We start from the raw sequence: 22,765 nt of genomic DNA on the forward strand, positions 1-22,765 counted from the left end.
AGCGGGTCCATCCTGCCGTGGGATGCTCGTCGCCATGAATTCCGCCCCGCGAAACCCGATCGGCGCCCATGTTCCTGTTGCCGGGAAGGGGCTGGTGGGGACGGGGTTGGCCTACGCGGCCAAGGTCGGCGCGGAGGCGGTGCAGGTGTTCGTCGCCAATCCGCGCGGGTGGGCCACGCCGGCCGGGAATCCCGCGCACGATCTGGCGTTCCGGACGGCCTGTGCCGAGCAGGGCATCCCGGCGTACGTCCACGCGCCGTACCTGATCAACTTCGGGTCGGACTCCTCGGCGACCCGCGAGCGTTCGGCGGAGTCGCTGACGCATTCGCTGCACCGCTCGGCGGCGATCGGCGCGCTCGGTGCGGTGGTCCACACGGGATCGGCGCTGTGCGGCACCCGGCAGGAGGCGCTGGCCCAGGTTCGCGCGCACGTCCTGCCGATCCTGGACGGCCTCGACCGGTACGGGGACGACGCCCCGCGGCTGCTGCTGGAGCCGACCGCCGGTCAGGGCAGCTCGCTCTGCGCGCGGATGGAGGACCTCGCCGCCTACCTGGACGCGCTCGACCACCATCCCCTGGTCGGCGTCTGCCTGGACACCTGCCACGCCTTCGCCGCCGGTCACGACCTGGCCGCCACCAACGGCGTCGACGAGCTTTTCGACGCGCTGCACCGGGCAGTCGGCCCGGACCGGCTCAAGCTGATCCACGCCAACGACTCGCAGGACGTCGCGGGCGCCCGCAAGGACCGCCACGAGAACATCGGTACCGGCCACATCGGTGCCGCCGCGTTCGCGGCTCTGCTGGCGCACCCGGCCACTGCCGGCGTCCCGCTGATCATCGAGACTCCGGACGGCCGCCACGACCCCGAGCGCGTCGAAGGCGTCCGCCACGCCGCCGACATCACCCTGCTGAAGAAACTGCGCCGGCCCGCCGCCTGATCCCGACCCCGCCCATGAGCGCGTCCGCAGCGAGGCGCGAGTGCCGAGAGGCCCCATGGTGCTCGACGGCCGCCCGCGTGGGGCGACCGGTCCCCTGCTGAGAGCTCCCCTCCCACGCCCACTCGGCATTTCGCCGAGGCCCCTCGGTGCCGCGCACCCCCTACCGGGGCCCCTCGACAATTCTCGGTCACAGCGCCGGTTAAGCTCCCCGAGTGCCAGCCCCGCAGCCGACACCCGGCCCCACCGCGTCACGCCCCGCCGACGCCGACTCCAGCGCGACCAGCACCACCCCGAGCGCCGGCCCGAACAGCGACGCGCCCACCGACCACTCCCGCACGAGCCCCCACCCGCACCCCCACCCGCACCGCCGCGCGCTGCTGCGCCTCGGTCTGCTGGTGGCCGTCCTGGCCGCCGCCGCGGCCTCGCTGCTGCTCTGGAGTCCGGCGGCGGTGCTCGCGGCGGCAACCGGTCCGTGGCGGATGCCGATCGCGTTGGCGGCCTACGCGTTCGGGACGGTGGCGTTTCTGCCGCGTCCGGCGTTGAACGCGGGGATGGGGCTGCTGTTCGGGTCCCTGTGGGGCGTGCCGCTGGCGGTGGCCGGGTCGGCGATCGGCGCGATCGTGGCATTCGCGCTCGGCCGGTCGCTCGGCCGGGAGGCGCTGCGGCCGCTGGTGCGCGGCAAGGTGCTGAGCGAGATCGACCGCCGACTGTCCGAGCAGGGTTTCCGCAGCGTCCTGTTGGTCCGGCTGTTCCCGGGGGCGCCGTTCCAGGCGGGCAACTTCGCGTGCGCGTTCTCTGGCGTCCGCTTCTGGCCGTACCTGGCGGCGACTGTGCTCGGTGTCGTCCCGACCACGGCGGCCTACGTCATCGCGGGGGCGAGCGCGAGCTCGCCCGGTTCCCCGGCCTTCCTGATCTCGGCGTCGGTGATCGCGGCGATGTGCGTGTTCAGCGCCGTCTCGCTCTGGCGTGCCCGCCCCCGCCGCTCCGTCTGACCGCCTCGCCTCACCGCTCGAACGCGGTCACTCGCTACCGCTCGATCTCCGGCGACCACTCGCCGACGAGCCGCAGCCACACCGTGTTGACGATCATCAGCGCGCCGAGCCAGATCGCCCAGCTCACGTGTCCGGTGACCGCCAGCAGGGCGACCGAGCCGCCCCAGATCAACAACTGGACGCCGTACCAGGCCGCTGCCGAGTCGCGCACGGGCCGTCGCGGCGCCGCGTACCGTCCCCACAGCACGGCCGCCACCACCGGAAGCGCCAGCGCGATCAGCACGCGCACCACCACGGGGCCTCCGCCCCACAGCCCGTAGCCGCCGACCGCCAACGCCACCAGTGAGGCCAGCTCCAGCAACAGACGTAGCGCCAACTGCGCCCCAGTCATCACCCTGCGCACACCCGCACCCCCACCCACATGAACAAGCAACGACTACCCCGATCATCGCACCACACCCCTCGCTCACACCCACCCCGCGCCTCCCCACCCCTCACCCCGCCCCGCCCGAACCGCACGGCACCCCGACTACCCCGGACCACACCCAGCCCGCACCCAAAACGGCTCGCCCGCCTCCCCGTCCCTCCCCCACCATGGCGACATGACAGACAACCCCGCCCCCGCCATCACCCGCACCAACCCGCCCTTCGCCTCCGACGAGGCGACCATGCTCACGTCCTGGCTCGACTTCCACCGCGCCACCCTCGCCCTCAAGTGCGACGGCCTGACACCGGACCAGCTCCGCGAACGCTCCTGCCCGCCGTCCCCGATGTCGCTGCTCGGGCTGGTCCGGCACATGGCGGAGGTGGAGCGCCACTGGTTCCGCCGGTACCTGAACGGCGAGGATCTCGGGCCGACCAGCCGGTACTGGTCCGAGGCATACCCGGACGGCGACTTCGACCTGGTCGAGGACGCGGACCCGGTGGCCGACACCGCCGCCTGGCAGGAGGACGTCGCCTACGCCCGCGCCGCCGTCAAGGACGTCCCGCTGGACACGGTCGCCAAGCTCCCGCGGCGCGGCGACGAGGTGACGCTCCGTTGGATCCTGGTCCACATGATCGAGGAGTACGCCCGCCACAACGGCCACGCCGACCTGCTCCGCGAGCGGATCGACGGCGCCACCGGCGAGTGACCCCACCGAACGCCGGCCCACCCCCGCTTCCAGGGTTCCGGCCCCGCCGACCCCCACGACACGCGGTCGGAAGAGAGCACAGTCCCGCGAACCGACCGCCCAAGGTGAACCCCATCAGGTGAAGCCGTTACATGATTGTTGACACACAGTCAACTGTCCTCCGGCCGCCACCGATAGTGTCGTCGCGCGCAACCGTTCACCGGCCGACTGCGTCGTTGCGAATATCCGGGCAAGCACGGATATTCGCCCACGCCACAACCTGCTGGGGCGTCGCGTGCGGGCACTTCGACAGTGATCAGTGCGATACTCGGACAGTTCCAACAAGTGGATGACGTGTCAAAACGACCGTTGTCCCCCGGGGGACGAGTACGGAACGAGACAGGGAGGCGCGGCTTATGGGAGCACTTCGCGACGAGCACCACAACGGGTGGCTGATGCCCTCCGGCAGCTACCCGGCCGCGATGTACGAGGAATCGTGGGACGGCGAGGAGACGCTGCCGAGCGGGCAGCCCGGGCCGTCCAAGATCGTCTCGCTCCGGCCCACCGGGTTCGAGGCCGCCCGCACGGTCGGCGAGCACATCCGTGCCGCCACGCCGGTGGTCATGGACCTCACCGAGATGAACGACGCCGAGGCCAAGCGGATGGTCGACTTCGCCTCCGGTCTGATCTTCGGCACCCGCGGCGGCATCGAGCGGATCGCCCGCCGGGTGTTCCTGCTCACACCGGCGGACGTCGAGGTGATGGTGATCGACCGCCCGCTCGACGAGTCCGGCTTCTACAACCAGAGCTGACGACCAGGCCTGACGACCGGGCCTGACGACCAAGGCCGCCACCAGCGCTGACCAGCAGCACCGGCCACTGAGCCGGCCACCCTGGCAACCCGATCCGACGCCCCGGCCGCACGGCAATACCACAGCGCCACCCCCGAAGACCCCGCGCCCCGCGCGGGGTCTTCGTCGTGCGCCCCCCTCCACACTCCCACCACCATTGAGACCTCCACCCCCAAATTGAGACACCAATGTCTCACCTGCGCTAAGCTGCTCTCATGGCAACCGACCGCGACTCCGTCCTTGAGGCAGCCGTCGGCGTCCTCTCGCGACGCCCGACCGCCCATCTCGACGAGATCGCCCGCGCCGCCGGCATCAGCCGCGCCACCCTGCACCGGATCTTCCCGGGCCGGGAGGCCCTGATCCGCGAGGTGGGCGCGCTCGGTCTGCGTCGCTTCTCGGCCGCGCTGCACACCGCGCAGGTGGAGGAGGGCGACGCCGAGTCCGCGCTGCGCCGACTGGTGGACGCGGTGGTGCCGGATGCCGCGCTGTGCGCCTTCCTGGCCGGTGAGAACCAGCTGTACGACGATCCCGAGATCAACGACCTCTGGGAGCTCCAGGACGCCCGGGTCCGCGCGCTGTTCCTGCGCGGCCAACAGGAGGGGGCGTTCAGGGTCGAGCTCTCGGCCGGCTGGCTCAGTGAGGCGTTCTTCGACCTGGTGGCCGGCATCGGCTGGGCCGTCCAGGAAGGCCGGCTCGCCCCTCGCGAAAGCGCATTCTCGCTCGCCGAGTTGTTCCTCGGCGGCGCTCTACGGAGACCTGATACCCGATGAGTTCCCCCCTCCCCACGACCCCGCCGGGCCCGCCCGGCCACCTGCCGCCCACCCACGACTCGACTGCCGACACCGAGGCCGCCCCCAACCCCACCACTCACAACTCGCCCGCCCACCCGACCACCGGCCGCCGCTGGACCGGCCTCGCCGTCCTCGTGCTCGCCGTCACCCTGGTGGCGGTCGACGCGACGGTCCTCTCCCTCGCCATCCCGTCGATCACCGAAACCCTCCGCCCCTCCGGCACCCAGCTGCTGTGGATCGGCGACGTCTACTCGTTCGTGCTGGCCGGCCTGCTGGTGTCGATGGGCGCGCTCAGCGACCGGCTGGGCCGCAAGCGGGTGCTGCTGGCGGGCTCGGCAGCGTTCGGCGCGGCCTCGCTGCTGGCGGCGTACGCGCCGGGTCCGGGCTGGTTGATCCTGGCCCGGGCGCTGCTCGGCGTGGCGGGGGCGACGATCATGCCGTCCACGCTGTCGCTGATTCGCGCACTGTTCCCGGACGCCCGGGAGCGGGCGACCGCGATCGGTGTCTGGGGTGCGGGCGCGACGGCGGGTGCGGCGCTCGGGCCGCTGGTGGGCGGGGTGCTGCTGGAGCACTTCTGGTGGGGCTCGGTGTTCCTGCTGAACCTGCCGGTGATGGTGCTGCTGCTGGTGTTCGGCGGCTGGCTGCTGCCGGAGTCCCGCGATCCGCGCCCGGGCCGCTGGGACATGCCGAGCGTGCTGCTGTCGATGGCGGGCGTGATCGGCGCGGTGTACGGGATCAAGGAGTTCGCCGCGCACGGCCTGTCCGACTGGACGACCCCGGCGGTGTTCGTCCTCGGTGCGGCGGCGCTGGCGCTGTTCGTGCGGCGTCAGCTCCGGCTGGCGACGCCGCTGCTGGAGGTCCGGCTGTTCCGTGACCCTCGTTTCACCGCGGCGGTGCTGTCCTCGCTGATCAGTCTGATCGGCCTGTCCGGTGTGATCTTCTTCATGTCGCAGTACCTCCAGCTGGTCCGCGGCTACTCGCCGCTCTCCGCGGGAGTCGCCGAACTGCCGGCCTTCGTCGGTTCGGTGGCGGGCGGTCTGCTGACGGCCCGGCTGGCGCGGCGGGCCGGTGCGCGCCGGGTGCTGACGGTCGGCCTGCTGGTGATGGGGCTGGGCATCGCGGTGCTGGGCATGATCCACGCCGACAGCGCCTACCTGCTGATCGGCTCGTCGTTCCTGGCGCTGGGCACCGCCGAGGGCGTGGTGTACACCCTCTCCTCGGACCTGGTGCTGGGTGCCGCTCCGGCCGACAAGGCCGGCGCCGCTTCGGCGGTGTCGGAGACGGCGTACGAGCTGGGCGCGGCGCTCGGCATCGCGCTGGTCGGCTCGATCGTGACGGCCCTGTACGCGGGGTCGCTGACCGTCCCGGCGCACACGGACCCGGCGCTCGCCGACCAGGCCGGGCAGTCGCTGGGCGGCGCGGTGGAGGTGGCCTCGACGCTGCCGGCCGGCCCCGCCGAACAGCTCCTGGCGGCCGCGAACACGGCGTTCGTCCACGGCATCAACGTCGCCGCGTGGATCTCGGCCGCGCTGCTGCTGACCGCCGCGGCCCTCGCCCGCCACCTCCTGCGCCCCCGCACCGAGAGCGCCGCCCGGAGCGCCACCGCTCCCCGGCACGACCCGGTCCGCCACTGATTCACCCCTGTTCCCGCAGGTGGGCCACCAGCCGCTCGGTGTCCGCCGAGCTCCACCCCTCGGGCGGGACGATCCGCGCCCAGGCCTCGACCGGCATCAGTCCGTAGCGGTGCCCGTGCCCCTCGGGCACCGCCTCGGAGGCCGCCAGGTCGCAGGTCACCTGCCAGAACGTCACCAGCGGGTACCAGCGCATGGCGGGTGAGACGTCGTGGGCGCGCTGCCCGTTCAGCCAGGCGGGGCGGCTCCAGATCAGCGCGGGCTGCCACCACACCACCGGGTCGCTGCCGTTCTGCAGGTACACCACGCGGGGCTGCGGCCACGGCGCGTCGGGGACGGCGAAGTCGGAGGGCTGCTGGGCGAAGCGCACGGTGCGGCCGTCCTGGTAGACGGGCCGCCAGACGGGGCTGCCGGGCGCCCGCCCGTCGGTGATGGTCCTGCGCAGCGGGTTGTCGGGGGTGGGCCCGACCAGCAGGGCCCCGCCGGTCTCGGCGGCGAGCTGGTCGACGCCGTCGGGGAAGGCCCGTTCGACGGCGTACGAGCCGAGGCTCTCGCCGGCGACCAGCAGCCGGGGGCGGCTGTCGGCGGGCAGCTGCGACCAGTGCGCGTGGACGGCGTCGTAGAGGGCCCGGCCCGCGTCGGTGGCCTCGCCCTCGGTCAGGAAGGAGATCCAGCTCGGCAGGTAGGAGTACTGGAAGGCGACTTCGGCGCTGTCGCCGTCGTACAGGTACTCGGGCGGCTGGGCGATCCGTTCGTTGACCCAGCCGCTGCCGGTGGTGCCCATCACCACCAGGACCTTGCGCCGGAAGCCGCCGGCCCGGTCGAGTTCCGCGACGGCCCGCCGGGCCCGGTCCTCCAGCACGTGCATCGGGTCGGTGAGGCCGATCCCTTCGCCGGAGCGCAGGCCGACGTAGGCCCGGACGGGGTCCTTGGCGGGCCGTCCGGTGAACGCGGAGATCTCGGCGGCGGTCGGGGCGTGGCCGACGAAGTCGCGGCCCTTCGCGCCGAGGCTGTCCCAGCTCTCGAACGAGGCGGGGCTGCCGGAGAGGGTGGGAAGGTCGGGACGGACGATGCCGGGGGCGGTCGAGCGGTCGGCGAGGGCGGCGGCGCGTTCGGCCACGCCGAGCAGGCCGCGCAGCAGGAAGCCCTCGACGAAGCCGGAGACCAGGACGGCGGCGAGCGCGCCGGCCCCGGCGGCGGCCGCCCAGCCGGGGACGGCACGGCCGAGGAGCCGCCGCAGCGTCCGGGTGCCGAGCCGCACGGCCCGCGCGGCGAGCACCAGCAGCGCGCCGAGCAGCGCGGCGACGGGGAGCACCAGCGCCCACTGCCACCAGCCGATCCGCGGGTCGAGACCGACGGCCCGCCGCGCGTCGCCCTGCCAGCGCACGCTCCAGGCGGTGACCGCGACGACCGCCCCGCCGCCCACTGCGGCCAGTGCCCACCACCCGGCGCGCCGCACGGCCGGCGCCGGCCGCAGCCCGCACCGGCGGGCGACCAGGCCGAAGAACGCGCCGAGTCCGTAGCCGAAGAGCGCGGTGATCGCCCCGGCCGCGGCCTGCAGGTGCCACGGGCGGGGCAGCAGCGACGGCGTGAAGGACAGGCAGTAGAACAGCACCGCCCCGACCAGCGCGCTCCAACTCGGCCACCGCCGTACGATCCGCTGCTCCCCCACTGCCCTCGGCGCTGTCGCCGCGCTGCTTCGCCCATCGGTCACCCGCCATACGTATCCGTCGCCCGGGCCGTCGATCTGACGACCCGTCGGACTCCTCCCAATGGCGCAGCGCCGCTGGCTCCGGGGGTTGGCGCGCTCCGACGATGGGGACGGTGGGCGGAGCGTCGGTTCCGCACGTCCTGGCGCGGGCCGACGGCTCGCCCGATCGACCGCGGCGCACAGTGGCCGGCGCGGTCCTGAGCGAAAGGGTGCAGCGCGATGCGAGACGCGGACCAGAACAGTTCCCCCACCGGCGCGCCCCGCGGGCCGCTGCTGCGCCAGGGCCGGGTCGGCCCGCCGGTCCGGCCGGTCCGGCCCGGCCGGCCGGCCCGCCGCGGGGTGCGGCTGGCGCTGGCGCTGGGCGCGGCGACCACCGGGATCGCGGTGATGGCGTCCTGCGGCGGCACCTCGGGCGAGAACCCGACCCAGGCGGCGATGTCGACGTTCACGGTGGGGGCGGGGAACTTCTCGGGCGAACCGGCGTCGCCGCTCGCCTCGGTGCACTCCTCGGCGTTGGCGTCGGTCTCGTCGGCGCAGGCGTCGGCGTCGCGGCAGGCGGCGGCGTTCGAGTCCTCGGCCAACGCCCAGCTGGCGGCGGGCCGGGAGAAGGCGACCCAGGTGCTGGCGGGCGTCCCGGACGCGGGCAACGCCTTGGGCGACGTGACGCTGACGGGGGTGCCGACGCAGGTGACCGGCGGTCTGACCGCGGCGAAGGTGACGGTCCGCAACAGCACCGGGGCGACCGCCTCGTACGCGATCCAGGTGGACTTCACCGACGGCTCGGGGCAGACCGTGGACTCGGCGGTGGTGGGCGTGGAGAACCTGGCGGCGGGCGCGACCGAGAACCCGGTGGTGTTCTCGACGAAGAGCTCGGACACCACGCTGGTGCCGGTGGTGGTGAAGGCCCAGCGCTACTGACGTCCGCGGAGCTGAGTGCCCCTCAGCGCGCGGTGCCCGCCGTTCGACCGTGGCCGAGCGGCGGGCACCGCGTGCTGAGGGGCACTCAGTTGACCGACCGGAGGATGACGTCGTCGTAGTCCCAGGCGGGGTCCTCGGCGTCCGGCCAGACAGCGGTCTCCGCTTCGGTCTCGGGGCCGACGTCCACGGCGGCCTGTCGGGCGGCGAGTTCCTCGTCGAGCCGGTACTCCTCGCTGCGTTGCCGCTCGGTGCGGTAGTGGTCGGCGGAGTGCGGTTCGGCGGGGAACAGCTCGGTGCGGCCGACGCCGGTGGGGCGCAGGTCGTCGGGGGCTGGGTCGGTGTGTTCGGCGATTCGTCCACTTTGCATGTTCATGGGTCCATAGTGGTTCGGTGGGCCTGGGCGGGCCCGGTGCCCGGCCGGTGTGCCCCCCGATCGGGTGTACCGGGGGTCCGGGCCCGTCGGGCCACCCGGTCGGCGGCGTGCGCAACTCTTGCGACCGAACCCGGCTGGCCGCGGGCGGGGCGCGACCATAGCTTCGAGGCGGCGGGCGCGCGCCAAGGCCGTCCGCGACCGCGACCCCTGGAAGCCGGCTTTCCCAGATGACTTCTCTCTTCGCCCCGGCGCGTCCGCGCATCCGCCTCGCCGCCGTTCTGTTCGCCACCGCGGCCACCGTGCCCGCCCTGCTGGGCGCCACGACGCCCGCCCCGTTCACCGTCGACAAATCCCCCTGGCTCGCCCCCGGCCACGCCCCGGGCGCAACCGTGCCCGGCACCACCGTGCCCGGCGCAGCAGCCGTGCCGGGTGCAGCCGAGCCCGGTCCAGCCGCACCCGGCAGCGCCGGCCGCCCGAACGTGCACCACCTCGCGCCCGGCGCCTCCGTGCAGGCCGCCGTGGACGCGGCCCGCCCGGGCGACGTGGTGGAGCTGGCCGCAGGCACCTTCCCGGGCAGCGTCACCCTCGCCACCGACGGCGTGACGCTGCGCGGGCAGGGCAACCGCACCGTGCTGGTGCCCGACCCGGCGGACCGCAGCGCGTGCGCCGCGGCCGGCAACGGGCTGTGCGTGACGGGTGTGGCGGACGACCGGGGGATGCCGGTGCGGCCGGTGTCCGGCGCGGTGGTGGAGTCGCTGGCGGTGGCGGGTTTCCCGAAGAGCGGGATCGCCGCGGCCGTCACCGACCGGTTGACGGTCCATGAGGTGTCCTCGCACGACAACGGCCTGCAGGGCATCAGTGTCGAGATGTCGACCCGTACGGTGCTGACCGACAACGAGGCTCGGGACAACGGGCAGGCGGGGATCTTCGTCGCCAACTGGTTCGACCGCAAGGGCGGTGCGTTGGAGACCCGCGGCACCCAGGTGGCGGGAAACCGACTGACCGACAATCGGATCGGCCTGCAGCTGCGCCGGGTGCGTGACCTGACGGCGATCGGCAACCTGGCGTACGGCAACTGCGGCGGCATCTTCGTGGTCGGCGACGACGGGGTGCCGCGGGCCGGATCACTGACCGTCTCCGACAACGTGGTGCGCGCCAACAACCGTTACTGCGCGCCCAATCCGCGCCTGGACGCGGTCCAGGGCACCGGCATCCTGCTGACCGGCACCGAGGACGTCGTGGTCTCCGACAACCAGGTCGCCGACCACTCCGGCACCTCGCCGATGTCGGGCGGCATCGTGCTGTACCCGAGCGTGGTGGGCGCGCCGAACGCCCGCGCGGTGATCACCGGCAACATGCTGAGCGACAACCAGCCCGCCGACATCGCCGACCTCGACCAGGACACCGGGAGCTCCTTCACGAACAACGCCTGCCGCACCTCCCAGCCCGCCGGCCACTGCTGACCGGCCATCCGAGCCCTCCAGCCCTGACGAAAGGCCGCCGCGCCCATGACCTCCGCCCCGACCCGACCCGTCCCGTCCTCCCCCACCCCCGCCGCCACCTCTCCCATCGCCGCGGCCACCGCAGCAGAGGAGGCGGCCGAGGCAGCCGAAGTCGCCGGTGTGCCGCCCGCGATGGTGCTGCGCGAGCTGGTCTTCGGCGCCGCCTGCGCGGGCGCGGTGCGCGCCGCCGCCAGTCTGGGGCTGGCCGACGCGCTGGACGAACAGCCCGCCACCGCCGAGGAGTTGGCGTCCCGGCTGGGCGTCGAAGCCGGCCCGTTGGAACGGCTGCTGCGGGCCCTGGTCTGCTACCAGGTGTTCGACCGGGCCGCCGACGGCCGCTACCGCCACACCCCGCTGTCGCGGCTGCTGCGCGCCGAGGAGCCGGGCAGCCTGCGCGACATCGCGCTGTGGTGCACCGAGCCGTGGACCTGGCAGTCCTGGTCACGGCTGGACGACGCGGTGCGCACCGGGCGCAGCGTGTTCGCCGACGCCTTCGGCAAGGAGTTCTTCCAGTACCTGCACGACGACGCGCCGCAGTCGGCCGCGCTGTTCAACCGGGCGATGACGCAGTCCAGCCGGCAGTCCGCGCAGGACCTGGCGGACTTCCTGGATCTGGCGGGCGTCGCCACGGCGGCCGACATCGGCGGCGGCCAGGGGCAGGCGCTGGCGGCGTTGATGGAGCGTCATCCGGCGCTGCACGGCACGCTGCTGGATCTGCCGAAGGTGGTCGAGCACGCCGATCCGCGGCTGCTGCCGGGCGGTGCGCTGGCGGAGCGGGCGCGGCTGGTGCCGGGCGACTGCCGGGTCGCGATCCCGGTGCAGGCCGATCTGTACCTGGTGAAGAACATCCTGGAGTGGGACGACGAGTCCACCCGCCGCACGCTGCGCAACCTGCGTCAGGTGGCCCGTCCGGGGGCCCGGGTGGTGATCGTGGAGAACCTGGTGGACGACTCCCCGTCGATGCGTTTCACCACGGCGATGGACCTGCTCCTGCTGCTGAACGTCGGCGGCGCCAAGCACACGCTGGGCAGTCTGACGGCGCTGATCGAGGAGTCCGGCCTGCTGCTGCGGTCGGTGGCCCCGGTCAACGCGTACCTGCACGCCTTCACCTGCAGTGTCCCCTGAGGCACCGTCCCCCGAGGCCCCTGACCGGTGCCGACGGAGAAGCCGTCCGGAGGTCGTCCGGACGGCTTCTCCGTTGCACGGGAGCGCGAGTGCGCGGGAGCGCGCGCTACACCGCCTCCGCCGCCATCTCGGCGACCAGCGCGGTGGTGTGCCGGCCGGCCCGGAAGCGCGGGTCGGCGAGGGTGCGGCGCAGGTAGTCGGTGGTGGTGCGGACGCCGGGGCCGTCGATGCGGAACTCGGCGAGGGCGCGGTCGAGGCGGGCGACGGCCTGTTCGCGGTCGGGCGCCCAGGCGATGGTCTTGGCGAGCAGCGAGTCGTAGTCGGGGCCGATCGGCCAGCCGGGGTAGGCGTGGGTGTCGACCCGGACGAACGGGCCGCCGGGCGGGACGAATTCGGTGAGCAGTCCGGGGGTGGGCAGGAAGCCGCGGTCGGGGTCCTCGGCGTTGACCCGGGCTTCGACGGCCGCGCCGCGCGGTGCGACGGTGTCCTGGCGGTGGGTCAGGGGTTCGCCGGCGGCGATGGTGAGCTGTTCGCGGACGAGATCGATGCCGGTGACCATCTCGGTGACGGGGTGTTCGACCTGGAGGCGGCAGTTGACCTCCATCAGGTGGAAGGAGCCGTCGGGGCCGAGCACGAACTCGAAGGTGGCGGCGCCGACGTAGCCGACGGCGAGGGCGCCGCGGACGGCGGCGGCGCAGATCTCGCGGCGCAGCGGGTCCGGCAGGTTGGGTGCGGGCGATTCCTCGATCAGCTTCTGGTGGCGGCGTTGCACGGAGCAGTCGCGTTCGCCCAGGTGGATGGCGTTGCCGTGGTGGTCGCAGAGCACCTGGACCTCGATGTGCCGGGCGCTGTCGACGTAGCGTTCGAGGTAGAGCCGGTCGTCGCCGAAGACGGCGCGGGCGTGGGCGCGGGTCTCCTGGAAGGCGGTGGCCAGGTCGGCGGCGTCGCGGACCACGGCCATGCCGCGCCCGCCGCCGCCGGCGATGGCCTTGAGGATGACGGGGTAGCCGGTGCGGGCGGCGATCTCGCGGGCTTCGGCGGGGCCGCGGACGGCGCCGGTGGAACCGGGCAGGACGGGCAGTCCGGCTTCGGCCATCAGCCGGCGGGCCACGGACTTGTCGCCGAGCTGTTCGATGACCTGCGGGGGCGGGCCGATGAAGGTGAGGCCGTTGGCTTCGCAGATCTCGGCGAAGTCGGGGTCCTCGGAGAGGAATCCGTAGCCGGGGTGGACGGCCTGGGCGCCGGTGAGCCGGGCGGCTTCGACGATGGACGGGATGTGCAGGTAGCTGGCTCTGGACGCGGCCGGGCCGAGGTGGACGGCGCGGTCGGCGAAGCGGACCACCGCCGAGTCCCGGTCGGCGGTGGAGTGCACGGCGACGGTGCGGATGCCCATCTCCCGGCAGGTGCGGGCGATCCGCAGGGCGATCTCGCCGCGGTTGGCGATCAGCACGGTGGTGAACACGCCGTCCTCCTAGGCCGGTTCGACGGCGATCAGCCGCTGCTGGAACTCCACGGCGGTGCCGTCGGCGACGAGGATCTCCACCACCCGGCCGGCGGTGTCGGCCTCGACGGGGCTCATCATCTTCATCACTTCGAGCAGGCCGATCGGCTGGCCGGGGGTGATGGTGTCGCCGATCTTGACGAACGGCGGCGCGCCCGGTTCGGGCGCGTGGTAGAAGGTGCCGATCATCGGGGCGCACACGTGGTGGTGGCCGTCCTGCGGTTCCGGTGCGGCGGCGGGCGGCCGGCCGGCCGTCCCGGGTGCGGCCGGAGCGCCGTCCCCGTCCCATTCGACCTCGACGGCGGTGCCGAGGTGTTCGAGTCGGATCCGGCGGGGCGGGCGGCTGCTGGTGCGGGCGAGTTCGGCGATGCTGCGGCACAGTTCGGCGAGGTCCGCGCCGGGCTCGGGGCCGCCGGAGCCGTCACCGGTGAGGGCGATCCGTCCGTGGGACGGCTGGTCTTTCACCTCGACGGTCATGGCTGGCTCCAATCTGCCGCGGCGGTGCCTCGGTCGGCGCCGTAGCGGTGGAAGCGGGCCCGGCGGGCGGCGCGCAGCCGGTCCGGGTCCCAGGGGATCAGTTCGCGCAGGGCCTCGGTGACGGCGGCCTCCAGCAGGTCGGCCGCGGCGGCGTGGTCCTGGTGGGCTCCTTCGGGCGGTTCGGGGACGATGCCGTCGACGACGCCGAGGCTGAGCAGGTCGCCGGGGTGCATGCGCAGTGAGGCGGCGGCGGCAGGGGCGGCCTGCGGGTCCTTCCACAGGATGGCGGCGCAGCCTTCGGGGCTGATCACCGAGTAGATGCCGTTGGCGCTGACCAGGACGCGGTCGGCGACGGCGAGGGCGAGGGCGCCGCCGCTGCCGCCCTCGCCGATCAGTACGGCGACGATGGGGACGGGGAGGCGGGCCATCAGGCGGAGGTTCTCGGCGATGGCGGCGGCCTGTCCGCCGGTCTCGGCCTCGGGTCCGGGGTTGGCGCCGGGGGTGTCGATCAGGGTGACGACGGGCAGGCCGAGTTTGGCGGCGAGGCGCATCAGCCGGTTGGCCTTGCGGTAGCCGGCGGGCTGGGCCATGCCGAAGCGGCGGCGGCGGCGTTCGCCGAGGTCGGGTCCGCCCTTGTCGTGGCCGATCAGGACGACGGGGGTGCCGGCCAGGCGTCCGGTGCCGGCGACGATGGCGGGGCAGTCCTCGGTGAGCCGGTCGCCGTGCAGTTCCTGGAAGTCGTCGACGAGGCGGCGGATGTAGTCGAGGGTGGTGGGCCGTTCGGGGTGCCGGGCGAGGCGGACGTTCTGCCAGGGGTCGCGGTCGGCGAGTTCGTCGACGGCGCGCAGGATGGCGGCGGGGTCGGGTGCGGCGGCGGCCCCGGTCGGGCCGGCGGGCCGCAGGCCGAGGAGGCGGCCGAGGACGGGACGCAGGCCGATCCGGGGCACGACGTCGTCCACCATGCCGTGGGCGAGCAGGAATTCGGCGGTCTGGAAGCCTTCGGGGAGTTTCTCGCCGGTGGTCTGTTCGATGACGCGGGGGCCGGCGAAGCCCATCCGGGCGCCGGGTTCGGCGAGGATGACGTCGGCGAGGGCGGCGAAGGAGGCGGCGACGCCGCCGTAGGTGGGGTCGGTGATGACGGAGACGGTGAGGATGCCGGCTTCGTCGAGTTCGGCCATGGCCTGCGCGGTCTTGGCCATCTGCATGAGCGACAGCACGCCTTCCTGCATGCGGGCGCCGCCGCTGGCGGTGACCAGGACGAGCGGGACGCGGCGGTCGAGCGCGGTGGTGGCGGCGTGCGTGATGAGGGCGCCGACGGCGCAGCCGAGGCTGCCGCCGAGGAAGCGGAAGTCCATCACGGCGGTGACGCAGGGCTGGCCCTCGATCTGTCCGGCGGCGCACAGCACGGCGTCGTGCAGGCCGGTGCGGTCGCGGGCTTCGTCGAGGCGGTCCTGGTAGGGGCGGCTGTCGACGAAGCCGAGCGGGTCGTGCAGGGCGGGCACCGGTCCGAGGGGTTCGGCGGTGCCCGGGTCGAGGAGTTGGGTGAGCCGCTGCGGGGCGGTGAGCCGCCCGTGGTGCCCGCAGTCGGGGCACACCTGCAGGGTGCGCGCCCAGCGTCTGCCGTAGAGCAGGCCGGCGCAGCCCTCGCAGCGCACCCAGTCCGTCGGTTCGCCCGGTTCGGCCACGGCGGCTCTCCCTTCTCTGTGCAATTCCCTGTGGTGGTGCGGGTGTTCAGCGTTCCCAGCGGTAGAACTCGTGGGCCATGGCGTCCTTGGGGCTGCGCCAGGTCGCCGGGTCGTAGGCGTCGACGTAGACGGCGAGCCGTTCGCTGACGTCGCGGAACTCGGGGTGGTCGGCGTACTTGGCGACCTCGGGTCCGGCGGGGCGCTCGGACTCGATCAGGTGCAGGTAGACGTCGCCGAACTGGAACAGGCTGCGGCCGCTGACGCCGATCAGGCCGGGCAGGGCGCCGCGGTCGGAGTCGGCGAAGACGCCGGCGATGTGGTCGGCGGTGCCGGGTTTCATCCGGGCGACGATCAGGGTGCGGTGCATGCCGGTCATCCGGCCGCGCCGGCGCGGTGTTCGACCTTGGCGCGGATCAGCTCCATCTGGATCTTGGAGTTCTGGTTGATCCGGTCGGTCATCTGGAGGTCGTCGACGGGCGCGGTGGGCTTCATCGCGAAGTCCTGGATCCAGCGCATCCGGGTGCTCTTCGGGAGGTCCTCGTACTCCCAGCGGATCTCCATGAACTCGAACGGGCCGGGTTCGACGCGGCGGGCGCGGACGGCGAGCGCGTCGCGGTCGGTCTCGCGTTCGGAGACCCAGCTCCACACCTGGCCGTTCTCGTCGGGGTGCATGGTGAGCCGGAACCGCACCAGTTGGCCCTGCCGGTCGAGGACGTCGACGGAGGCGTACTCGCTGAACAGCTGCGGCCACTGCTCCAGGTCGTTGGTCATGTCCCAGACCAGGTCGACGGGGGCGTTGATGAGAATGGTGTTGTCGGTGTGTCCGGGCATCTCAGGCACCAGCTTTCACGGTGGAGTTGACGGTCTGCAGGAACTCGGCGACGGGACGGCCGAGCAGGTCGGAGGAGTCGATGGAGACGCCGTAGCGGTTCTCCAGGTCGGAGAGGACGCCGAGCACCCCCAGCGAGTCGACGCCGAGGTCGAGGAACATGCAGCCCGGGTCGGCGAGTTCGTCCACGGTGACCTGGACGCCGGCCCGGGCCTTGATCAGGGTGGCGAGTTCCTCGTAGGTGATCTCGGATGCCATCTGTTGCTCCTTGCGGTGGGGTGGCGGTCAGGCCCGGCGCAGTACCAGGGCGGTGTTGGAGCCCATCAGGCCGCGGCTGAGCACCAGGGCGGTGCGCAGTTCCGCGGGCCGCGGGTGGCCGATGACCAGGTCGAGGCCGTGCGGGCAGTCCTCGGTGTGCGGGGTGGGCGGGATCAGGCCCTGTTCGAGGGCGAGCACGGCGGCGGCGACGTCGAGCGCGGGGGCGCCGCAGTGGGCGCGGCCGAATCCGGCCTTGGGGGCGGTGACGGGGACGCGTTCGGCGTGTTCGCCGAGGGCGTCGGCGAGCGCGAGGGCTTCGGCGCGGTCGGCCTCGGGGACGCCGAGCGCGTCGGCGAAGACCACGTCGATCTCGTCGGGTGCGCAGTGCGCCTCGGCGAGGGCGCCGCGGACGGCGTGGGCGAGTCCTTCGCGGCTGTCGGCCCAGCGGGCGGCGCCGGTGAAGGTGGCGGTGTGTCCGGCGATCCGGGCCCGGGTGCGGGCGCCGCGCCGGCGGGCGGTGGAGGCGTCCTCGACGACGAACATGGCGCCGCCCTCGGCGGGGACGAAGCCGGCCGCGTCGGAGCCGAACGGCCGGTAGGCGCGGTCGGGGTCGTCGGTGGTGGACAGTCCGGGGTAGCCGAGCTGGCAGACCATCGAGTAGGGGGCGATCGGCGCTTCGGCGGCGCCGGCCAGCACGGCGTCGGTGCCGCGGCCGACGGCGCGGGCGGCGTGCGCGAGGGCGTCGAGGCCGCCGGCCTCGTCGGAGGCGACCACCCCGCAGGGGCCCTTGAAGCCGCCGCGGATGGAGATCTGGCCGGTGGAGGCGGCGTAGAACCAGGCGATCGACTGGTAGGGGCCGACGTGGCGGGGTCCCTCGGCCCACAGGTGCTGGAGTTCGCGCTGGCCGAACTCGCCGCCGCCGGAGCCGGCCGCGGTGACCACCGCGACCTGGAACGGGTCGTCCGGTTGGGGCGTCAGGCCGGCGTCGGTCATGGCGAGTTCGGCGGCGGCCATCGCGAAGTGCGTGAACCGGTCGGTCTGGACGAGGTAGCGCGGCTCGACGTACTCCTCGGCGTCGAAGCCGCGCACCAGGCCGGCGATCCGCAGCGGCAGGTTCTCGCAGCCCTCGCGGTCGATCCGGGCGAGCGCGGAACGGCCCTGGCAGAGCGCCTTCCAGTAGTCGTCGGCGCCGATGCCCTGCGGGGAGACCACGCCGACGCCGGTGATCACCGCGCTGCGGGTGGGGCTCATGCCGCCTCCGCTCTGCTCAGCACCACCGCGGACTGGAAGCCGCCGAAGCCGCTGCCCACCGACAGCACGTGGCGCAGCGGCAGTTCGCGGGCGGTGCGGGGGACGTAGTCGAGGTCGCACTCGGGGTCGCGTTCGGTGTAGTTGGCGGTCGGCGGGACCACGCCGTGGTGCAGGGCGAGGGTGCAGGCGACCAGTTCGATGGCGCCGATCGCGCCGAGCGAGTGCCCGACCATGGATTTGATGGAGCTCATCGGGGTGCGCCGGGCGTGCGCGCCGAGGGAGCGTTTGACGGCGGCGGTCTCGTGCCGGTCGTTCTGCTTGGTGCCGGAGCCGTGCGCGTTGACGTAGTCGACGGCGTCGCCGGGCAGCTTCGCGTGGGCGAGGGCCCGGTCGATGGCCTCGGACATCTCCACGCCGTCCCGGGTGAGGCCGGTCATGTGGTAGGCGTTGCCGAAGGTGGCGAAGCCGCCGAGTTCGGCGTAGATCCGGGCGCCGCGCTTCTCGGCGTGCTCCCATTCCTCCAGCACGATGACGGCGCCGCCCTCGCCGAGCACGAAGCCGTCGCGGCTCGCGTCGAACGGGCGGGAGGCGTGTTCGGGGTCGTCGTTGCGGGCGGAGGTGGCCTTGATGGCGTCGAAGCAGGCGACGGTGATCGGGGAGATCGGCGAGTCGCAGGCTCCGGCGACGATCACGTCGGCGCGGCCGTCCTCGATGGCGAGGGCGGCGTAGCCGACGGCGTCCAGGCCGGAGGTGCAGCCGGTGGAGACGGTCTGCACGGGGCCGTGCGCGCCGAGCCGTTCGGCGACGGCGGAGGCCAGCGTGGAGGGGGAGAACGCCCGCTCCAGGTGGGGTTCGGCGGGCCGGTGGTCGACGTCCCAGTGGTCGCCGCGGCCGCTGACCAGCACGTAGTCGTGTTCGAGGCGGGTGGTGCCGCCGACGGCGGTGCCGAGCGAGACACCGATCCGCCACGGGTCCTCGCGGGCGGGTTCGAGTCCGGCGTCGGCGACCGCTTCGTCGGCGGCGACCAGCGCGAACTGCACGTAGCGGTCGTTGCGGGCGATCTGTTCGGCGGTCAGGCCGTGCGCGACGGGGTCGAAGTCGCACTCGGCGGCGATCCGGGAGCGGAAGCCGTCCGGGTCGAACAGGGTGATGCCGCGGGTGGCGGTGCGGCCGTCGGTGAGCAGTTGCCAGAACTGCGGTACGCCGATGCCGCCGGGGGCCACGACGCCGATCCCGGTGACCGCGACCCGGCGGTTCACGACGCCGCCCCGGCCGGTTCGGGCGGCCCCGACTCGGAGGCGTTCTGCTCCTCGGTGTCGACGTGGCCGAGTTCGGGCCGGGGCGCGAGCGGCCCGAGGTGGAAGACCATGCGGGCCTGGCCGGCGCCGACGTTGCGGAACCGGTGCCGCATCCCGATCGGGATCATCAGCCCGTGGTCGGGGCGCAGCGGCCGGGTCTCCCCGTCCAGGTCGACCTCGAGTTCGCCGGAGATCACGAACACGAACTCCTCGGAGTACGGGTGGTAGTGCTCGCCGATCCGCTCCCCCGGTTCGACGATCGCCACCCCCATGAATCCGCTGGTCGCACCGACCGCCGTCGGGGTGAGCATGGCCCGCAGGTCGCCGCCGCGCTTGCGGTTCGGGGGCGCGTCGTCGACGTGGACGACTCGTGGCATCTCGGTGGTCACGGTGGGCTTCCTCTCGGGCATGGGGACGTGGGTGGCGGGTGGTCAGGTGTCGGCCGAGTGGCGGTCGGTGACCGGGGTCATCGCGCACTCGGCGAGCAGGTGGCGCAGGCCGTCGGCACTGGGCACGGGGTGTTCGGCGGGGATGTCGGCGAGCTTGCCGAGCACGGCGGCGGCGCGCGGTCCGGCCACGCCGAGGGCGGTGGCGGGGTCGGCGGCCGGGTCGGCGAGCAGGTCGACCAGCCGTACCACCAGGTCCTCGCGGCGGTGGACGGTGGCGCGCACCAGCGGCGATCCGGGGTCGGCGGCGGCGTGCTCGTCCTCGCCGGACAGCAGTGCGGCGAGCGCCGCGCCGCAGCCGGGCCGGACGGGGTACAGGTAGGCGTGCCGCTGCACCCGGCCGGATTTGAGCGCGGCGTGGTGGTGGACGGCGGGCAGTGCGGCGCGCTGGAAGAAGTCGCGGGCGGACAGCGGGTCGTCCAGGTCGCGGTCCTCCTCCAGGTACGGGTTGATGGCCTCCTCGACGGCCCGCACCTCGGGCTGCCTGGCGACGTGCCGCAGGGCGACGACCAGGTCGCCGGCGACTTCGACGCAGCGCACGATCCGGTTGCCGCGCATGAACAGCGAGGTGCGCAGCAGCCGGGTTCGATCGTCGACCCGGGCCTGCGGGGAGCGGTAGCCGGCCAGCAGCTCGGCCGCCCTGGCCTCGGCGCCGGGCTTGACGGTGAAGCTGAGCGCGTGCCGGACCACGCCGTCGGGCCCGGGGCGCGGCGCGGCGGGCACGCCCGGGTGGTGCTCGCCGGGGCGCAGCGGCGCGGCAGCGCTGTCGAAGGTGCGGTCGCCGTGGGTCTCCCGCAGCACGGTGTAGCGCAGCGAGTGGGTGTCGCGGACGCAGCCGTGCATCGGCTTGACCATCTCGCGGTGGTCGGCGCTGTCGACCCAGGCGAGGAACGGTGCGGCGCTGTCCCATTCGCTGGTGATCAGCCAGCGGGACGGGTCGTCGATGGACTGGCAGAGCTGGTCGCTGACGTGGCCGGGCACGGCGGAGACCTGATGGCGCAGCAGTTCGTAGGCGTCGAGGAAGCGGTCCTGGGCGCCGTCGTGGACGTCGAGCATCAGGACGACGCGAAGCCGGCCCGCGACGGGCCGGCCGGTGGCGGTCTCCTCGGGTTCGGAGAGCAGGGTCATGGTGGCGGAATCCTGTCCTTGGTTCGCTCCGGGGCCCTCGGCCGGCCGCGGTGCCGTTCGGTCTCGGCGGGCGGGGCGTGGTTCGCACTCGATCGTCACGGGGGTGGGGGGCGGGCGCGAGACTTCACGGCCATCCGAGGGAAGCACCCTGCGTGGCCGTCGGCGGCGGGGGATGGATGCAGGGTCCGGCGTATCCAGCGCCCCGCACGGATGGAGCAGAGCTGATGAACACACAGATGGCGGACCGGGTTCCGGTCCTGGTCTCGGGCGGTTCCCTGGTGGGGCTGTCGGCGTCCCTCTTCCTCGGCCGGCTCGGCGTGCCGCACCTGCTGGTGGAGCGGCACGCGGAGACCTCCCGGCATCCGCGCGGGCGCGGGAACAACCTGCGCACGATGGAGCTGTTCCGCGCCGCCGGGGTGGAGGACGACATCCGGGCGGCGGCGTCGGTGCTCGCCGACAACCACGGCATCCTGCAGGCCGAGACGCTGTCGGGCGGCGAGCAGGAGTGGCTGTTCCGGGAGATCGACCCGGGCGGGGGCCTGGCCAGGTTCAGTCCGTCCGCGTGGTGCCTGTGCAGCCAGAACGACCTGGAGCCGGTGCTGCTGCGGCACGCCGCCGGGCGCGGCGACGTCCGTTTCAACACCGAGCTGCTCTCCTTCGAGCAGGACCCGGACGGGGTGACGGCGCTGCTGCGGGACCGGGCCACCGGCGAGGAACGCGAGGTGCGGGCCGACTATCTGATCGCCGCGGACGGTCCGCGCAGTCCCGTCCGGGAGCGCCTGGGCATCGGGCAGTCCGGGCGCGGAGACCTGTTCCACAACGTCAGCGTCACCTTCCGGGCCAAGCGGCTGGCGGACGTGGTCGGCGACCGCCGATTCATCGCCTGCTACCTGACCGAGCCGGCGGGGGCGGGCGCGCTGCTGCCGGTCGACAACCACGAGAACTGGGTGTTCCACCTGCCCTGGCACCCCGAGCGCGGCGAGAGCGTCGAGGACTTCACCGACGCCCGCTGCACCGCGCACATCCGGGCCGCCGCCGGGGTCCCCGACCTGGAGCTGGAGATCACCGGCCGGGCCCCCTGGCACGCCGCCGAACGGGTCGCGGACCGGTACGGCGCGGGGCGGGTGTTCCTGGTCGGGGACGCCGCGCACGAGATGCCGCCGACCGGCGCGTTCGGCTCCAACACCGGCATCCAGGACGCCCACAACCTGGCCTGGAAGCTCGCCGCCGTCCTGGCCGGCTGGGGCGGGCCCCGGCTGCTGGACTCCTACGAGAGCGAGCGCCGCCCGGTCGCCGTGCAGACCGCGGCCCGCGCGGCGGCCCGGTCCGTCGAGCACCAGCACCCCGGCTTCGACGCGGCCCCCGCCGGCGGGCCGCGCACCAACGTCCTTGCGGTGGCGCTCGGTTACCGCTACCCGGAGGGCGCGCTGATCGGCGCGGACGCCACGGCCGGCGTCGTTCCCGAGCGCTTCGCCGCCACCGGCGAACCCGGCACCCGCGCCCCGCACGTGTGGCTGCGCGACGCCGCCGGGACGCGCCTCTCCACCCTCGACCTGTTCTCCGCCGGTCCGCTGCTGCTGGCCCCCGTCGAGGGCGGCGGGGCCTGGCCGGCCGCCGCCCGCCTGGTGGCCGAAGAGACCGGCGTGCCGCTGCGCTGCCTGCTGATCGGCGACGGCGGCGACCTCCTCCCCGAGCCCCCGCCCGCCGACCTCCCCTCCGGTGCCCGCCCCACCGGCCCGGTCTCCCCCACCACCTGGCCCGCCGCGTACGGGTTGCACCCGGGCGGCGCGGCGCTGGTCCGCCCGGACGGCTTCGTCGGCTGGCGCGCGACAGGCGCCGTCGGCGACCCGGCCGCGGCCCTGCGGGTCGCCGTCCGCGGGATCGCCGGCCTGGCCTGAGAGAAGCACCGCCAGGGGCGCGGGGAACTGCGCGACAAGCGCAAGGCCGGT

General features: G+C 73.8%; 23 protein-coding genes. 10 read left to right on the forward strand and 13 right to left on the reverse strand.

The window, feature by feature from the left end; all coding sequences use genetic code 11:
* Nucleotides 1-34: 34 nt before the first annotated feature.
* Both ACFV4P_RS12620 and ACFV4P_RS12625 read left to right on the forward strand, forming a co-directional pair.
* Nucleotides 35-937 (forward strand): deoxyribonuclease IV, encoded by a 903-nt coding sequence (locus ACFV4P_RS12620; protein ID WP_380470230.1) that lies wholly within the window; start codon nucleotides 35-37, stop codon nucleotides 935-937.
* Between the two features lie 212 nt (nucleotides 938-1,149).
* Entirely contained in the window at nucleotides 1,150-1,929 is a 780-nt protein-coding gene (locus ACFV4P_RS12625; protein WP_380470232.1) for a TVP38/TMEM64 family protein, read from the forward strand.
* 34 nt (nucleotides 1,930-1,963) lie between these two features.
* On the opposite strand, the gene ACFV4P_RS12630 is transcribed toward ACFV4P_RS12625, so the two are convergent.
* Nucleotides 1,964-2,320 carry a YrdB family protein gene (locus ACFV4P_RS12630; protein ID WP_380470234.1) on the reverse strand — a complete coding sequence of 119 codons (357 nt, stop codon included), beginning with the start codon at nucleotides 2,318-2,320 and terminating at the stop codon, nucleotides 1,964-1,966.
* Nucleotides 2,321-2,531: 211 nt separating this feature from the next.
* On the opposite strand from ACFV4P_RS12630, the gene ACFV4P_RS12635 reads away from it, so the two are divergent.
* The 4 genes from ACFV4P_RS12635 to ACFV4P_RS12650 all read left to right on the forward strand — a co-directional run bounded on the left by ACFV4P_RS12635 (nucleotide 2,532) and on the right by ACFV4P_RS12650 (nucleotide 6,317).
* Complete coding sequence (locus tag ACFV4P_RS12635; protein WP_380470236.1) at nucleotides 2,532-3,062, forward strand: DinB family protein; 531 nt, start codon at nucleotides 2,532-2,534, stop codon at nucleotides 3,060-3,062.
* A 395-nt stretch (nucleotides 3,063-3,457) separates the two neighbouring features.
* Nucleotides 3,458-3,853, forward strand: a complete 396-nt coding sequence (locus ACFV4P_RS12640) for a cell division protein SepF (RefSeq protein WP_380470238.1) — start codon at nucleotides 3,458-3,460, stop codon at nucleotides 3,851-3,853.
* Between the two features lie 254 nt (nucleotides 3,854-4,107).
* Nucleotides 4,108-4,662, forward strand: coding sequence for a TetR/AcrR family transcriptional regulator (locus ACFV4P_RS12645; protein WP_380470239.1), 555 nt, complete (start codon nucleotides 4,108-4,110; stop codon nucleotides 4,660-4,662).
* Nucleotides 4,659-6,317 carry an MFS transporter gene (locus ACFV4P_RS12650; RefSeq protein WP_380470241.1) on the forward strand — a complete coding sequence of 553 codons (1,659 nt, stop codon included), beginning with the start codon at nucleotides 4,659-4,661 and terminating at the stop codon, nucleotides 6,315-6,317. Before ACFV4P_RS12645 ends, ACFV4P_RS12650 begins: the two co-directional genes overlap by 4 nt.
* Before the next feature lies 1 nt (nucleotide 6,318).
* On the opposite strand, the gene ACFV4P_RS12655 is transcribed toward ACFV4P_RS12650, so the two are convergent.
* Nucleotides 6,319-8,028 carry an alpha/beta hydrolase gene (locus ACFV4P_RS12655; protein ID WP_380470243.1) on the reverse strand — a complete coding sequence of 570 codons (1,710 nt, stop codon included), beginning with the start codon at nucleotides 8,026-8,028 and terminating at the stop codon, nucleotides 6,319-6,321.
* A 216-nt stretch (nucleotides 8,029-8,244) separates the two neighbouring features.
* On the opposite strand from ACFV4P_RS12655, the gene ACFV4P_RS12660 reads away from it, so the two are divergent.
* Complete coding sequence (locus ACFV4P_RS12660; protein WP_380470245.1) at nucleotides 8,245-8,943, forward strand: hypothetical protein; 699 nt, start codon at nucleotides 8,245-8,247, stop codon at nucleotides 8,941-8,943.
* A gap of 85 nt (nucleotides 8,944-9,028) precedes the next feature.
* On the opposite strand, the gene ACFV4P_RS12665 is transcribed toward ACFV4P_RS12660, so the two are convergent.
* Nucleotides 9,029-9,316 (reverse strand): hypothetical protein, encoded by a 288-nt coding sequence (locus tag ACFV4P_RS12665; protein WP_380470247.1) that lies wholly within the window; start codon nucleotides 9,314-9,316, stop codon nucleotides 9,029-9,031.
* Nucleotides 9,317-9,543: 227 nt separating this feature from the next.
* Here ACFV4P_RS12665 and ACFV4P_RS12670 point away from each other — a divergent pair, with 227 nt between their 5' ends.
* Nucleotides 9,544-10,779 (forward strand): nitrous oxide reductase family maturation protein NosD, encoded by a 1,236-nt coding sequence (locus tag ACFV4P_RS12670; RefSeq protein WP_380470249.1) that lies wholly within the window; start codon nucleotides 9,544-9,546, stop codon nucleotides 10,777-10,779.
* A gap of 45 nt (nucleotides 10,780-10,824) precedes the next feature.
* Entirely contained in the window at nucleotides 10,825-11,943 is a 1,119-nt protein-coding gene (locus ACFV4P_RS12675; protein ID WP_380470251.1) for a methyltransferase, read from the forward strand.
* Between the two features lie 106 nt (nucleotides 11,944-12,049).
* Here ACFV4P_RS12675 and ACFV4P_RS12680 read toward each other — a convergent pair whose 3' ends face one another.
* The 10 genes from ACFV4P_RS12680 to ACFV4P_RS12725 are packed head-to-tail and all read right to left on the reverse strand — an operon-like array spanning nucleotide 12,050 to nucleotide 20,816.
* Nucleotides 12,050-13,405: an acetyl/propionyl/methylcrotonyl-CoA carboxylase subunit alpha gene (locus ACFV4P_RS12680; protein ID WP_380470253.1), complete on the reverse strand. Its 1,356-nt coding sequence runs from the start codon at nucleotides 13,403-13,405 to the stop codon at nucleotides 12,050-12,052.
* A 9-nt stretch (nucleotides 13,406-13,414) separates the two neighbouring features.
* Entirely contained in the window at nucleotides 13,415-13,921 is a 507-nt protein-coding gene (locus tag ACFV4P_RS12685) for an acetyl-CoA carboxylase biotin carboxyl carrier protein (RefSeq protein ID WP_380470255.1), read from the reverse strand.
* The gene (accD, locus tag ACFV4P_RS12690) at nucleotides 13,918-15,606 is read right to left on the reverse strand and encodes an acetyl-CoA carboxylase, carboxyltransferase subunit beta (RefSeq protein WP_380470257.1); all 1,689 of its coding nucleotides are present in this window, start codon (nucleotides 15,604-15,606) and stop codon (nucleotides 13,918-13,920) included. Before accD ends, ACFV4P_RS12685 begins: the two co-directional genes overlap by 4 nt.
* A gap of 46 nt (nucleotides 15,607-15,652) precedes the next feature.
* Entirely contained in the window at nucleotides 15,653-15,973 is a 321-nt protein-coding gene (locus ACFV4P_RS12695) for a TcmI family type II polyketide cyclase (protein WP_073815822.1), read from the reverse strand.
* Between the two features lie 5 nt (nucleotides 15,974-15,978).
* Complete coding sequence (locus ACFV4P_RS12700) at nucleotides 15,979-16,437, reverse strand: SRPBCC family protein (RefSeq protein ID WP_380470259.1); 459 nt, start codon at nucleotides 16,435-16,437, stop codon at nucleotides 15,979-15,981.
* Nucleotide 16,438: 1 nt separating this feature from the next.
* Nucleotides 16,439-16,693, reverse strand: a complete 255-nt coding sequence (locus tag ACFV4P_RS12705) for an acyl carrier protein (RefSeq protein ID WP_073815776.1) — start codon at nucleotides 16,691-16,693, stop codon at nucleotides 16,439-16,441.
* Nucleotides 16,694-16,720: 27 nt separating this feature from the next.
* Complete coding sequence (locus tag ACFV4P_RS12710) at nucleotides 16,721-17,944, reverse strand: beta-ketoacyl synthase N-terminal-like domain-containing protein (protein WP_380470261.1); 1,224 nt, start codon at nucleotides 17,942-17,944, stop codon at nucleotides 16,721-16,723.
* On the reverse strand, nucleotides 17,941-19,203 hold the full coding sequence (locus ACFV4P_RS12715) for a beta-ketoacyl-[acyl-carrier-protein] synthase family protein (RefSeq protein ID WP_380470263.1): 1,263 nt from the start codon (nucleotides 19,201-19,203) through the stop codon (nucleotides 17,941-17,943). The genes ACFV4P_RS12710 and ACFV4P_RS12715 overlap by 4 nt, the downstream gene beginning before the upstream one ends.
* On the reverse strand, nucleotides 19,200-19,631 hold the full coding sequence (locus ACFV4P_RS12720) for a cupin domain-containing protein (protein WP_380470265.1): 432 nt from the start codon (nucleotides 19,629-19,631) through the stop codon (nucleotides 19,200-19,202). The genes ACFV4P_RS12715 and ACFV4P_RS12720 overlap by 4 nt, the downstream gene beginning before the upstream one ends.
* 42 nt (nucleotides 19,632-19,673) lie before the next feature.
* Nucleotides 19,674-20,816 (reverse strand): SchA/CurD-like domain-containing protein, encoded by a 1,143-nt coding sequence (locus ACFV4P_RS12725; RefSeq protein ID WP_380470266.1) that lies wholly within the window; start codon nucleotides 20,814-20,816, stop codon nucleotides 19,674-19,676.
* Nucleotides 20,817-21,040: 224 nt separating this feature from the next.
* On the opposite strand from ACFV4P_RS12725, the gene ACFV4P_RS12730 reads away from it, so the two are divergent.
* The gene (locus tag ACFV4P_RS12730) at nucleotides 21,041-22,714 is read left to right on the forward strand and encodes an FAD-dependent oxidoreductase (protein WP_380470268.1); all 1,674 of its coding nucleotides are present in this window, start codon (nucleotides 21,041-21,043) and stop codon (nucleotides 22,712-22,714) included.
* Nucleotides 22,715-22,765 lie beyond the last annotated feature (51 nt).

This window comes from Kitasatospora sp. NPDC059795 (assembly GCF_042732175.1).
GTDB lineage: Bacteria > Actinomycetota > Actinomycetes > Streptomycetales > Streptomycetaceae > Kitasatospora.

Excerpts from the sequence above, each read along its gene's own strand:
- ACFV4P_RS12730 (WP_380470268.1), top strand. The coding sequence starts at position 21,041 with ATGAACACACAGATGGCGGACCGGGTTCCGGTCCTGGTCTCGGGCGGT.
- ACFV4P_RS12665 (WP_380470247.1), bottom strand. The coding sequence starts at position 9,316 with ATGAACATGCAAAGTGGACGAATCGCCGAACACACCGACCCAGCCCCC.
- ACFV4P_RS12705 (WP_073815776.1), bottom strand. The coding sequence starts at position 16,693 with ATGGCATCCGAGATCACCTACGAGGAACTCGCCACCCTGATCAAGGCC.
- ACFV4P_RS12635 (WP_380470236.1), top strand. The coding sequence starts at position 2,532 with ATGACAGACAACCCCGCCCCCGCCATCACCCGCACCAACCCGCCCTTC.
- ACFV4P_RS12650 (WP_380470241.1), top strand. The coding sequence starts at position 4,659 with ATGAGTTCCCCCCTCCCCACGACCCCGCCGGGCCCGCCCGGCCACCTG.
- ACFV4P_RS12685 (WP_380470255.1), bottom strand. The coding sequence starts at position 13,921 with ATGACCGTCGAGGTGAAAGACCAGCCGTCCCACGGACGGATCGCCCTC.
- ACFV4P_RS12660 (WP_380470245.1), top strand. The coding sequence starts at position 8,245 with ATGCGAGACGCGGACCAGAACAGTTCCCCCACCGGCGCGCCCCGCGGG.
- ACFV4P_RS12725 (WP_380470266.1), bottom strand. The coding sequence starts at position 20,816 with ATGACCCTGCTCTCCGAACCCGAGGAGACCGCCACCGGCCGGCCCGTC.
- ACFV4P_RS12630 (WP_380470234.1), bottom strand. The coding sequence starts at position 2,320 with ATGACTGGGGCGCAGTTGGCGCTACGTCTGTTGCTGGAGCTGGCCTCA.
- ACFV4P_RS12700 (WP_380470259.1), bottom strand. The coding sequence starts at position 16,437 with ATGCCCGGACACACCGACAACACCATTCTCATCAACGCCCCCGTCGAC.
- ACFV4P_RS12695 (WP_073815822.1), bottom strand. The coding sequence starts at position 15,973 with ATGCACCGCACCCTGATCGTCGCCCGGATGAAACCCGGCACCGCCGAC.
- ACFV4P_RS12620 (WP_380470230.1), top strand. The coding sequence starts at position 35 with ATGAATTCCGCCCCGCGAAACCCGATCGGCGCCCATGTTCCTGTTGCC.
- ACFV4P_RS12675 (WP_380470251.1), top strand. The coding sequence starts at position 10,825 with ATGACCTCCGCCCCGACCCGACCCGTCCCGTCCTCCCCCACCCCCGCC.
- ACFV4P_RS12670 (WP_380470249.1), top strand. The coding sequence starts at position 9,544 with ATGACTTCTCTCTTCGCCCCGGCGCGTCCGCGCATCCGCCTCGCCGCC.
- ACFV4P_RS12645 (WP_380470239.1), top strand. The coding sequence starts at position 4,108 with ATGGCAACCGACCGCGACTCCGTCCTTGAGGCAGCCGTCGGCGTCCTC.
- ACFV4P_RS12710 (WP_380470261.1), bottom strand. The coding sequence starts at position 17,944 with ATGAGCCCCACCCGCAGCGCGGTGATCACCGGCGTCGGCGTGGTCTCC.
- ACFV4P_RS12640 (WP_380470238.1), top strand. The coding sequence starts at position 3,458 with ATGGGAGCACTTCGCGACGAGCACCACAACGGGTGGCTGATGCCCTCC.